Annotated in this window: 11 protein-coding genes; 5 read left to right on the top strand and 6 right to left on the bottom strand. The window is 55.7% G+C overall.

Annotated elements, in window-relative coordinates; all coding sequences use genetic code 11:
• Positions 1–4: 4 nt before the first annotated feature.
• From EPG66_RS16660 to rpmH, 6 genes are all read right to left on the bottom strand, one after another.
• Positions 5–595: a malonic semialdehyde reductase gene (locus tag EPG66_RS16660; RefSeq protein ID WP_031591047.1), complete on the bottom strand. Its 591-nt coding sequence runs from the start codon at positions 593–595 to the stop codon at positions 5–7.
• Positions 596–860: 265 nt separating this feature from the next.
• Entirely contained in the window at positions 861–2,225 is a 1,365-nt protein-coding gene (gene mnmE / locus EPG66_RS16655; RefSeq protein WP_010258935.1) for a tRNA uridine-5-carboxymethylaminomethyl(34) synthesis GTPase MnmE, read from the bottom strand.
• A 92-nt stretch (positions 2,226–2,317) separates the two neighbouring features.
• Positions 2,318–3,964, bottom strand: a complete 1,647-nt coding sequence (gene yidC / locus EPG66_RS16650) for a membrane protein insertase YidC (RefSeq protein WP_010258933.1) — start codon at positions 3,962–3,964, stop codon at positions 2,318–2,320.
• Between the two features lie 2 nt (positions 3,965–3,966).
• A complete protein-coding gene (gene yidD, locus EPG66_RS16645) occupies positions 3,967–4,224 on the bottom strand; it encodes a membrane protein insertion efficiency factor YidD (protein WP_008926397.1) in 258 nt (85 codons plus the stop codon).
• Complete coding sequence (gene rnpA, locus EPG66_RS16640) at positions 4,188–4,547, bottom strand: ribonuclease P protein component (RefSeq protein WP_008926396.1); 360 nt, start codon at positions 4,545–4,547, stop codon at positions 4,188–4,190. The genes yidD and rnpA overlap by 37 nt, the downstream gene beginning before the upstream one ends.
• 14 nt (positions 4,548–4,561) lie before the next feature.
• Positions 4,562–4,702 carry a 50S ribosomal protein L34 gene (gene rpmH / locus EPG66_RS16635; protein WP_003849659.1) on the bottom strand — a complete coding sequence of 47 codons (141 nt, stop codon included), beginning with the start codon at positions 4,700–4,702 and terminating at the stop codon, positions 4,562–4,564.
• 597 nt (positions 4,703–5,299) lie between these two features.
• Here rpmH and dnaA point away from each other — a divergent pair.
• The 5 genes from dnaA to EPG66_RS16610 all read left to right on the top strand — a co-directional run bounded on the left by dnaA (position 5,300) and on the right by EPG66_RS16610 (position 12,221).
• Complete coding sequence (dnaA, locus tag EPG66_RS16630; protein WP_031591042.1) at positions 5,300–6,715, top strand: chromosomal replication initiator protein DnaA; 1,416 nt, start codon at positions 5,300–5,302, stop codon at positions 6,713–6,715.
• 4 nt (positions 6,716–6,719) lie between these two features.
• Positions 6,720–7,820, top strand: a complete 1,101-nt coding sequence (dnaN, locus tag EPG66_RS16625; protein WP_010258930.1) for a DNA polymerase III subunit beta — start codon at positions 6,720–6,722, stop codon at positions 7,818–7,820.
• A 217-nt stretch (positions 7,821–8,037) separates the two neighbouring features.
• On the top strand, positions 8,038–9,123 hold the full coding sequence (gene recF / locus EPG66_RS16620; protein ID WP_010258927.1) for a DNA replication/repair protein RecF: 1,086 nt from the start codon (positions 8,038–8,040) through the stop codon (positions 9,121–9,123).
• Between the two features lie 18 nt (positions 9,124–9,141).
• A complete protein-coding gene (gyrB, locus tag EPG66_RS16615) occupies positions 9,142–11,550 on the top strand; it encodes a DNA topoisomerase (ATP-hydrolyzing) subunit B (protein WP_031591038.1) in 2,409 nt (802 codons plus the stop codon).
• A 191-nt stretch (positions 11,551–11,741) separates the two neighbouring features.
• Complete coding sequence (locus EPG66_RS16610) at positions 11,742–12,221, top strand: NanQ anomerase/TabA/YiaL family protein (RefSeq protein WP_031591036.1); 480 nt, start codon at positions 11,742–11,744, stop codon at positions 12,219–12,221.
• Positions 12,222–12,250 lie beyond the last annotated feature (29 nt).

Below are 12,250 nucleotides of genomic sequence, written 5' to 3'. Positions count from 1 at the left end.
AGCATCAGGCGAAACGGCTCGCCTGCTCAAAGCTCAGTCGCGGCAGGCGCGGATGCAGTTTTGATGCATCACCATAGCCGAGGTTAATCAGCAGGTTAACCTGATACTGACCGTCGGGGAAAAAGGCGTCATTGATTTTGGCCGGATCAAATCCGGACATCGGACCGGCATCCAGACCCAGCGAACGCGCCGCCAGAATCAGGTAGCCCGCCTGCAGGCTGCTGTTACGGAAAGCGGTCTCTTTTGCCGCTTCCGGGCTGCCGGTAAACCAGCTGCGCGCATCAGCATGCGGGAACAGGGCGGGCAGCTGCTCATAGAACTCACGGTCCCAGGCCACAATCACTGTGACCGGCGCGCTCATGGTTTTTTCCAGATTGCCGGAAGAGAGTGCCGGTTTCAGCTTCTCTTTGCCTTCCGCCGAGGTCACGAAAACAAATCGCGCAGGCGAGCAGTTCGCCGAGGTCGGGCCCAGTGCCGTCAGGGCATAGAGCTGCTCCAGCAGGGCGTTATCGACGGGCTTAGCCTGCCAGTAACTGTGGGTGCGGGCATCATTAAACAGCGTGTCCAGTGCGGCAGTGTCGAGCGGTGTACTCATGCAACTCTCCTGTTTCAGGCGAAAAAGTTCGACCAACGGTGTTCACGTAGTGGGTTTGCGTCCGGTCCGACGCGGCGGGATGAGGCGGGGATTATTCACCGCAATCCGTCGCCGCATGTCAGATCGGCGCTTCAACCGTTATACGGCAATGCCGTGCCGCCGCAAAATAACATATCAGCAAGAATCAACGCAGAGGCGGGAATAACAGGGGAGCAGCGTGGCAGGAAATCTGGCCTGACAGCAGGACGCTATCAGGCCAGCACGGTTATTTACCGATACAGAAGCTGGAGAAGATGCGACCCAGCAGATCGTCAGAAGTGAACTCGCCGGTGATCTCGCTTAACGCCTGCTGGGCAAGACGCAACTCTTCCGCCAGTAACTCACCGGCCCAGGCACCGAGCAGCTGCGCTTTACCCTGCTGTAAGTGCGTTGCCGCCAGCTCCAGCGCCTGCAGATGACGGCGACGCGCCAGGAAGCCACCTTCCATATTGCCGGCGAAGCCCATGCTCTGCTTCAGGTGATCGCGCAGCTCATCCACGCCCGCGCTGGTGCGTGCCGACAGGCGAATCAGTGAGTGACCATTTACTTCTGTCAGACCGAGAGACTCCCCGGTGACATCCGCCTTGTTGCGGACCACGGTAATCGGCAGTTCGGGCGGCAGACGGGAGACGAAATCGGGCCAGATAGCCGCCGCTTCGGTGGCATCGGTCGTCGTGCCGTCCACCATAAACAGCACGCGGTCAGCCTGTTCGATCTCCTGCCAGGCGCGCTCAATCCCGATGCGCTCCACTTCGTCGCTGGCCTCACGCAGACCGGCGGTGTCGATGATATGCAGCGGCATGCCATCAATATGAATATGCTCACGCAGCACGTCACGGGTGGTGCCTGCAATATCCGTGACGATGGCAGCGTCACGGCCTGCCAGCGCATTCAGCAGGCTCGATTTGCCCGCATTAGGCCGGCCCGCAATCACCACTTTCATCCCTTCACGCAGCAGGCTGCCCTGACGCGCTTCGGCACGAACGGCATCCAGATCGCCGATCACCGTATTCAGCTGCGCTTCGATTCTGCCGTCAGAGAGGAAATCGATCTCCTCATCCGGGAAGTCGATAGCGGCTTCGACATAGATCCGCAGGTGAGTGAGTGCTTCCACAAGATGATTGATACGGGTGGAGAAGACGCCCTGCAGGGAGTTCACGGCCGAACGCGCCGCCTGCTCAGAGCTGGCATCAATCAGGTCAGCAATCGCTTCGGCCTGCGCCAGATCGAGCTTGTCATTCAGAAACGCACGCTCTGAAAACTCACCCGGCTGGGCGATACGCACACCCGGCAGCGCCACGATGCGCTTCAGCAGCAGATCGAGGATCACCGGGCCGCCGTGGCCCTGCAGCTCCAGCACATCTTCACCGGTAAAAGAGTTAGGACCAGGAAACCACAGCGCAATGCCCTGATCCAGCACGCGGCCATCGCTATCGGTGAACGGCAGATAATCGGCGTAACGCGGCTTAGGCAGTTTGCCCAGCAGCTGGCGGGCAACCTCTGCCGCCTGGGCGCCAGAGACGCGCAGAATGCCTACGCCGCCGCGTCCGGGCGGCGTCGCCTGGGCAACAATGGTATCGCTGTGGCTCATAAATTTTCTCTCGCTACAAAAAACACAGGCGGTCGCTTTGACCGCCTGAGAATAGACTATTTTAGGGCGGGATTGCTCCCGCTCTGGATCGCTTACGCTTTCTTCTTGTCGCGGCTATGCAGACCACGTTTTTCCAGGCCGCGATAAATCAGCTGCTGCTGGAGAATGGTGACCAGGTTGCTGACGATGTAGTACAGCACCAGACCTGACGGGAACCACAGGAAGAACACGGTGAAAATCACCGGCATATACGTCATGATCTTCTGCTGCATCGGATCGGTCACGGTGGTCGGTGACATCTTCTGAATGAAGAACATGGTGATGCCCATCAGAATCGGCAGGATGTAGTACGGGTCCTGCGCTGACAGGTCATGGATCCACAGAATAAATGGCGCATGACGCAGTTCAACCGAGCCTGACAGCATGTAGTAGAGCGCCAGGAAGATTGGCATCTGAATCACCAGCGGCAGACAGCCACCCAGCGGATTCACTTTCTCTGCTTTATACAGCGCCATCATTTCCTGGCTCTGCTTCTGCTTGTCATCACCCAGACGCTCACGCATCGCCTGAATTTTCGGCTGCAGCATGCGCATCTTCGCCATCGAGGTGTACTGCGCTTTGGTCAGCGGGTACATGATGCCGCGCACGATGAAGGTGATCACGATAATGGAGAAGCCCCAGTTACCGATGAAGCTGTGAATAAATTTCAGCAGTTTGAACAGCGGCTGAGAGATAAACCACAACCAGCCGTAATCCACGGTCAGATCAAGGTGCGGCGCAATCGCTGCCATCTTGTCCTGAATTTCCGGACCGACCCACAGCGTTGCACCCAGATTCTGCTGTGCGCCCGCGGCAATGGTGACCGGTGCAGATTTATAGCCAATCGCCGCCACGCCATTACCCAGGTTGCTGGTGTAAAGGGTGTTGGTGCCTTCGGTACGCGGAACCCATGCCGTTGCAAAGTACTGCTGCAGCATCGCAACCCAGCCATTGCTGGTGGTGGCGTTCAGGTTCTCGTTATCCGCGATGGTGTCGAATTTATACTTCTCATATTTCGACTCGCTGGTGGAGTAGGCCGCGCCACGGAAGGTGTGCAGAGCAAAGTTGTTGCTGCCGGTATCACGATGCTTAGGCAGATCGATGGTCTGCTTCAACTGGCCAAACAGCGACACTTCCAGCGGCTGCTGGGTGGTGTTGTTGACATGATAATCGACATTAACGGCATATTCGCCACGCTTGAAGATGAAGGTTTTGGTGTAAACCACGCCATTTTCAGCGGTGTAGGTCATCGGCACACGCAGTTCGGACTGGCCATCAGCCATCTCGAAGTGATCCTGCGCAGCGTTGAACAGCGGACGCGCGCCGTTGTTCGGGTTATCCGGGCCATTACGACCGGTCAAACCACTCTGTGCCTGATAAAGGAACGCTGGCGTTGTTTCAAGCAGCTGGAACGGCTGGTTAGAACCCAGTTTGTCCGGGAAAGTCAGCAGCTGTGCTTGTTCAACATCACCGCCTCGGGTGTTGATATTCAATGACAGGACATCAGTCTTAACGGTGATCGTCTGGCCCTGACCGCTGGCCGGTACACCCTGACTGGCGGTATCACCCGCTACGCTGTTTGTGCCTTGTGTGGTCTGCGTCTGCTGTGGCTGCGGAGCGTGGTCCGTCTGCCAGGCTTGCCAGATCATAAAGGTCACGAACAGAAAAGCGATGAGAAAGAGATTGCGTTGCGAATCCATCGTTAATGTTCTCTGGTATCAAAGGTTTTTGGCGGCACAGGATCGTCACCACCCGGGTTCAAGGGGTGGCATTTTAATACGCGTTTTAATGTCAACCAACTGCCTTTTATCAGGCCGAACCTGCGTAATGCCTCAATTCCGTAATGAGAGCAGGTCGGGTGAAACCGACAGTGTGGTCCCAGTAATGGACTGATGCCGCGTTGATAGACGCGTATCAGGACGATCAGGAGCCGCGCGCCAGGCGACAGTGACGACGCCATAATTTCTCCAACGCTTCCGCCAGCATACGGTTATCCAGATCGGCAACCCCCTTCTTCGCGACCACCACGAAGTCCATCGACGGCAGTTCATGTTGACGCAGACGAAAGCTTTCGCGGGTCAATCGCTTGATCCGGTTGCGTTCATGAGCGCGTTTCACATGTTTTTTAGCGACGGTGAGACCGATGCGGGGATGCCCCAGCGCGTTAAGGCGGCCGAGAATAGTAATTTGCGGCGTGCCAGCCCGTTGTGGCTGCTGGAAGACGAAAGTGAAATGAGTGGGAGTTAACAAACGTAACTCCCTGGGAAATGCGAGCTTACCCATCAGGGCTTGCTTTATTACTTAGAAACGGTCAGACGAGAACGGCCTTTAGCACGACGACGTGCCAGAACCTGACGACCATTTTTTGTTGCCATACGAGCACGGAAACCGTGTGAACGGTTGCGCTTCAGTACGGACGGTTGAAAAGTGCGTTTCATGGCGGTTTCTACCTAAACTTGAAAATTTTCACTGGGTGACGCGTTTCGGGCCAGAAAATCGACCTACGCCTCAATGTGTCTTTAATAAAGAGGCGGGATTGTAATAATTGTACAGTCCCGAGTCAATTTACTTCGCGTGTCATAGTGCCTGAAAACCCGCATACAGCCCGCAGAGTCCCGACTTTGCGCCTGATGGCTCAATGTCGGGTGGAGAATTATACGGGCTCCGCACTAAAGCGCAAGGATCGCACGGGATCTTATTGCGATCGGCTTGCCGGATCCTGGGGATAAAATGAGATGTCGCCCGAAATTTTAATGGATTGCGCCAGATCCCTGCTGGTTTTTCCCGCAACTGGCGTAAACTTCTTTGCGCGCCTCTGGCCTGTGGATAAAAAGGATCAAAACTGTGTAGAAAGGGAAGATCTCTGCCTCGCTTTGCGCTATGATCCGCCCTTCCGCTGACGATCCTCCGGTGATTGCAGGACGGAAAACCGCTGATAGCGGTCGCAGGCGCTTTCTTAGCGTCTGTGTCAAAAATGAACGTTTCTTAGAGTAACGCCTACTATTCTTTTCGAATTTGTACGAGTGGAGTCCGCCGTGTCACTTACGCTTTGGCAACAGTGTCTTGCCCGTTTGCAGGATGAGCTTCCTGCCACCGAATTCAGCATGTGGATCCGTCCACTACAGGCTGAGTTAAACGACAATACGCTTGCCTTGTATGCTCCAAATCGCTTCGTACTCGACTGGGTTCGGGACAAATACCTTAATAGTATCAATGCACTGCTGAATGAATTCTGCGGTCCAAACGTGCCCGCCCTGCGTTTTGAAGTGGGAACGCGCCCGGTTCAGCAGCAGGCGGCAGCGGTCAGCCAGCCCGTAATGGCCAGCGTCAGCGCGCCCGTGATGCCCGTACAGAGCCATATTCGTCCGGCCCCGACGCAGATCATGCGTCCCAGCTGGGATAATGTCCCGGCTCCGGCCGACGTCACCTATCGCTCAAATGTGAACAACCGTCATAACTTCGATAACTTCGTCGAGGGTAAATCTAACCAGCTGGCGCGCGCGGCGGCACGTCAGGTGGCGGATAATCCAGGCGGCGCTTATAACCCGCTTTTTCTGTATGGCGGCACCGGTCTCGGTAAAACGCACCTGTTGCATGCGGTGGGCAACGGCATCATTGCCCGTAAACCCAATGCAAAAGTGGTTTATATGCACTCCGAGCGCTTCGTACAGGACATGGTTAAAGCACTGCAGAACAATGCGATTGAAGAGTTCAAACGCTACTACCGTTCGGTAGATGCGCTGCTGATCGATGACATTCAGTTCTTTGCTAATAAAGAGCGATCGCAGGAAGAGTTCTTCCACACCTTTAATGCCTTATTAGAGGGCAACCAGCAGATCATCCTCACCTCAGATCGCTATCCAAAAGAGATCAACGGGGTGGAAGATCGTCTTAAATCACGTTTCGGCTGGGGTTTAACGGTGGCAATCGAGCCGCCTGAGCTGGAAACGCGTGTGGCGATCCTGATGAAAAAAGCGGATGAGAACGACATCCGTCTGCCGGGTGAAGTCGCCTTCTTTATTGCCAAGCGGTTACGCTCTAACGTGCGTGAGCTGGAAGGCGCGCTGAATCGCGTGATCGCCAATGCCAACTTTACTGGCCGGGCGATTACCATCGACTTCGTGCGCGAAGCGCTGCGCGATCTGCTGGCGCTGCAGGAAAAGCTGGTCACCATCGATAATATTCAGAAGACCGTGGCTGAGTACTACAAAATTAAGGTGGCGGATCTGCTTTCCAAGCGCCGTTCGCGCTCGGTGGCACGTCCGCGCCAGATGGCGATGGCGATGGCGAAAGAGTTAACCAACCATAGCTTGCCAGAAATTGGCGATGCTTTTGGGGGTCGCGACCATACGACGGTGCTTCATGCCTGCCGCAAGATTGAGCAGCTGCGTGAAGAGAGCCACGATATCAAAGAAGATTTCTCTAATCTCATCAGAACATTATCTTCCTGACGCTATGAAATTTATTGTTGAACGTGAGCAGCTGCTGAAGCCGCTGCAACAAGTAAGTGGCCCCCTGGGTGGTCGTCCGACGCTGCCGATCCTCGGAAACCTGCTGCTGCAGGTAACTGAAGGTTCGCTGTTGCTGACCGGTACCGATCTTGAAATGGAGATGGTCGCACGCGTGGCGCTGACTCAGGCACATGAGCCTGGATCCACCACCGTTCCGGCGCGTAAATTCCTCGATATCTGTCGCGGATTGCCGGATGGCGCAGAAATTACTCTGGCACTGGAAGGCGATCGCATGCTGGTGCGCTCTGGCCGCAGCCGTTTTTCGCTGTCGACCCTGCCCGCCAGTGACTTCCCGAATCTTGACGACTGGCAGAGTGAAGTTGAATTTACCCTGCCGCAGGCAACGCTGAAACGGCTGATTGAAGCGACCCAGTTTTCGATGGCGCATCAGGATGTGCGTTACTACCTCAACGGCATGATGTTCGAAACCGAAGGGGAAGAGCTGCGCACCGTGGCCACTGACGGTCACCGTCTGGCTGTCTGCTCCATGCCGATTGGTCAGGCGCTGCCGAGTCATTCGGTGATTGTGCCGCGTAAAGGCGTGATTGAACTGCTGCGTCTGCTGGATGGCGGCGATACCCCGCTGCAGGTTCAGATTGGCGGCAGCAATATCCGTGCGCATGTCGGCGACTACATCTTTACCTCTAAGCTGGTTGATGGCCGTTTCCCCGATTATCGTCGCGTATTGCCGAAGAATCCGGACAAAGCACTGGAAGCGGGCTGCGATCTGCTCAAACAGGCCTTTGCCCGCGCCGCTATCCTCTCTAACGAGAAGTTCCGCGGTGTTCGCCTCTATATCACCGAAAATCAGCTGAAGATCACCGCCAATAACCCTGAACAGGAAGAAGCGGAAGAGATGCTGGATGTCAGCTACAACGGCACAGAACTGGAGATTGGCTTCAACGTCAGTTACGTGCTGGATGTGCTGAACGCGCTGAAGTGCGAAAACGTCCGTCTGCTGCTGACCGATTCGGTGTCAAGCGTGCAGATTGAGGATGTGGCGAGCCCGGCAGCGGCCTATGTCGTCATGCCCATGCGCTTGTAGAATATATCGGCCTGGCTTACTTGCCATTCTGATTCCGGGCAGTGCTCACCCCTGGTCACATACTTCAGTATGCTCCCAGGGCCTGCGCGCTGGCCGGAACCAGACTGGCGGCGACGCCGACGGCCTGGTGACTGGGGTATCGGGCAAACCTGCTTTGCCGTTGACGCCCTGGATCGCCAGGCCAAAAACTTTATTGCCCTTCACGCTGGATTGATTCATGGCTTTAACCCGCCTTCTTATCAAAGATTTTCGTAATATTGAGCAGGCTGACCTGCAGCTGGCACCCGGCTTTAATTTCCTGGTCGGCGCCAACGGCAGTGGTAAAACCAGCGTTTTAGAGGCGATTCATACTCTGGGGCATGGCCGTTCGTTTCGCAGCCTGCAGGCGGGGCGCGTGATTCGTCACGATGAGGCGGCGTTTGTGCTGCATGGACGTCTGGAAAACAAAGAGCGGGAAATTTCAGTCGGGCTGACAAAAAACCGGGCCGGTGACAGCAAAGTGCGCATTGATGGCAGCGATGGTCACAAGGTCGCGGAGCTGGCGCAGCTGTTGCCGATGCAGTTAATCACCCCTGAAGGCTTTAGTTTGCTGAATGGCGGCCCCAAATATCGCAGAGCCTATGTCGACTGGGGCTGCTTTCATAACACCCCCGGCTTTTTTAACGCCTGGAACAACATGCGCCGCCTGCTTAAACAGCGGAACGCGGCGCTGCGCCAGGTCTCACGCTACAGCCAGATTCGTCCCTGGGATCAGGAGCTGGTCCCGCTGGCTGAACAGATCAGCCAGTGGCGGGCGGAATACAGTGCGGCGATTTCCGCGGAAATCACCGCCACCTGTGGCCAGTTTCTGCCGGAATTTGAGCTGCGCTTCTCATTCCAGCGTGGCTGGGACAAAGAGAGCGACTACGCCGAACTGCTGGAACGTAACTTCGAGCGCGATCGCGCACTGACCTATACCGCCAGCGGCCCCCATAAAGCGGATTTTCGTATTCGGGCTGAGGGGACGCCGGTAGAAGATTTACTCTCACGCGGGCAGTTAAAACTGCTGATGTGTGCATTGCGTCTGGCACAGGGCGAGTTCCTGACAAGCCAGAGCGGACGCCGCTGTATTTACCTCATTGATGACTTTGCTTCTGAGCTGGATGAGAGCCGCCGACGCCTGTTGGCGGAACGGTTAAAAGCCACTCAGGCTCAGGTGTTTGTCAGCGCAATTTCTGCCGGACATGTAATCGACATGACCGACGAAAAGGGCAAGATGTTCCGCGTGGAACAGGGTAAAATAGCGGTTCAACCTGAAGATTAAAATGAGCGAGAAACGTTGATGTCGAATTCTTATGACTCCTCAAGTATTAAAGTCCTGAAAGGACTTGATGCGGTACGCAAACGCCCGGGCATGTATATCGGCGATACCGATGACGGTACCGGTCTGCATCACATGGTATTCGAGGTCGTGGATAACGCAATCGACGAAGCGCTCGCTGGTCACTGTAGTGACATTGTGGTCACCATCCATGCCGATAACTCCGTATCGGTGCAGGATGATGGACGCGGCATTCCTACCGGTATTCACGAAGAAGAGGGCATCTCTGCCGCTGAAGTGATCATGACCGTGCTGCATGCTGGCGGTAAGTTCGATGATAACTCCTATAAAGTCTCCGGCGGCCTGCACGGCGTGGGCGTCTCCGTGGTTAACGCCCTGTCGCAGAAGCTGGAGCTGACCATTCGTCGCGAAGGCAAAGTGCATCAGCAGATTTACGTCCATGGCGTACCGCAGGCACCGCTGGCGGTGACGGGTGAGACCGACATTACCGGGACCCGTGTGCGTTTCTGGCCGAGCCACGAAACCTTTACCAACGTGCGCGATTTTGAGTATGACATCCTGGCGAAACGCCTGCGTGAACTCTCATTCCTGAACTCCGGCGTGTCGATTCGTCTGGATGATAAGCGTGATGGTAAAAGTGATCACTTCCACTATGAAGGCGGTATCCGGGCGTTTGTTGAGTACCTCAACAAAAACAAAACCCCGATTCACCCTACCGTATTCTATTTCTCTACCGAGAAAGATGGCATTGGTGTGGAAGTGGCGCTGCAGTGGAACGACGGCTTCCAGGAAAATATCTACTGCTTTACCAACAACATCCCACAGCGCGATGGCGGTACACACCTCGCCGGTTTCCGTTCAGCGATGACCCGTACCCTCAATGCCTATATGGAAAAAGAGGGTTACAGCAAGAAGGCTAAAGTCAGCGCCACCGGTGATGATGCCCGTGAAGGTCTGATCGCTGTGGTTTCGGTGAAAGTGCCGGATCCTAAATTCTCCTCGCAGACCAAAGATAAACTGGTCTCCTCCGAGGTGAAAACAGCAGTTGAGCAGCAGATGAATGAACTGCTGGCTGAATACCTGCTGGAAAACCCATCAGACGCCAAAATTGTAGTCGGCAAAATCATCGACGCCGCCCGTGCCCGTGAAGCGGCACGCCGTGCCCGTGAAATGACCCGCCGTAAAGGCGCGCTGGACCTGGCGGGTCTGCCAGGCAAACTGGCGGATTGCCAGGAGCGCGACCCGGCGCTGTCTGAAATCTACCTGGTGGAGGGTGACTCCGCAGGCGGCTCGGCCAAACAGGGCCGTAACCGTAAAAACCAGGCGATTCTGCCGCTGAAAGGTAAGATTCTTAACGTTGAGAAAGCGCGTTTCGACAAGATGCTCGCCTCCCAGGAAGTGGCCACGCTGATCACCGCGCTGGGCTGCGGTATTGGTCGCGACGAGTACAACCCGGACAAACTGCGCTATCACAGCATCATCATCATGACCGATGCCGACGTCGATGGTTCGCACATCCGTACCCTGCTGCTGACCTTCTTCTATCGTCAGATGCCTGAAATCATTGAGCGCGGCCACGTTTATATCGCCCAGCCGCCACTCTATAAAGTGAAGAAAGGCAAGCAGGAGCAGTACATCAAAGATGATGAAGCGATGGATCAATACCAGATCGCTATCGCCCTTGATGGTGCGACGCTGCACACCAATGCCAGCGCGCCGGCGCTGGGCGGTGAGCCGCTGGAGACGCTGGTCACTGACTTCAACAGCACCCAGAAGATGATCAAGCGTATGGAGCGCCGTTATCCGATGGCCATGCTGCGTGCGATGATTTATCACGACACGCTGAGCGACCTGAGCAATGAAGCGGAGGTTACAACCTGGCTGAATGGTCTGGTGAGCTATCTGACTGAACGCGAAGCGCATGGCAGCACCTATCTGGCACAGGTGCGTGAAAACCGCGAATCAAACCTGTTCGAGCCGGTACTGCGCGTCCGTACCCACGGTGTAGATACTGACTATCCGCTGGATGCTGATTTCATTCAGGGTCCTGAGTACCGCAAAATCTGCGCCCTGGGCGGCAAACTGCGTGGTCTGCTGGAAGAAGATGCTTACATCGAGCGTGGCGAGCGTCGTCAGCCAGTGGCAAGCTTCGAACAGGCGATTGAGTGGCTGATTAAAGAGTCGCGTCGCGGCCTCTCGGTCCAGCGTTACAAAGGTCTGGGCGAGATGAACCCGGAGCAGCTGTGGGAAACCACCATGGATCCAGACAGCCGTCGCATGCTGCGCGTCACCATTAAAGATGCGATTGGCGCTGATCAGCTGTTCACTACCCTGATGGGCGATGCGGTCGAACCGCGCCGCGCCTTCATCGAAGAAAATGCGCTGAAAGCCGCCAATATCGATATTTAACCGGCATCAGAGATGAAAGGCCATCACCCAGGTGATGGCCTTTTTTTTGTGCCGTACGAGCGGAAACCTGCCAGGCCGCGTCCTGCTGCCCACAGGCTGCGATCAAGATCACGTTTTAACCCGGTCAGCTCCCTTACTCTTGCCCCTCTTTGCGCATTTACCGCGCACCATTCAACACAGGGAGTTACACCATGATTGTTTGCGATCGTCACGACTGGGACAGAGAACGTCACGCCTTTCATCCGGTGGTCGATCAGGCGATAAGCTGGATTGCCAGCACAGATTTCAGCCAGCTGGAAACCGGCAAATATGAGATCCTGCCCGACAACAAAATGTTCTGTCTGGTGCAGGAGATGATGACCGAACCGGCCAGCGCACGCAAAGCGGAGTCCCACTTCAACTACATCGATATTCAGTATCTGCTGGCAGGCACCGAAAATATTGGCGTGGCCCGCGCCCATCCCGACCAGCAAATCACCGAAGATTTTGCCCAGCAGCGAGACGTCGTTTTTTATCAGAAGATATTGAATGAGTCAGTGATTACGCTGATGCCCGGCATGTTCGCGCTCTTTTTCCCGCACGATATTCATCGTCCCTGCTGCGCCCCTGGCGAACCCGCAACAATCCGAAAAGCCGTGATTAAAATCCACCGCGATCTCTTTACCGCCTGAAGCTGGCTATCAGCTGGCCGTTCTCGCCT

Source organism: Pantoea pleuroti, from assembly GCF_014156615.1.
Classification (GTDB): Bacteria; Pseudomonadota; Gammaproteobacteria; order Enterobacterales; family Enterobacteriaceae; genus Pantoea; species Pantoea agglomerans.
The sequence above is the reverse complement of the archived record's forward strand: the minus strand, read 5'-3'. Positions and strand labels throughout refer to the sequence as shown.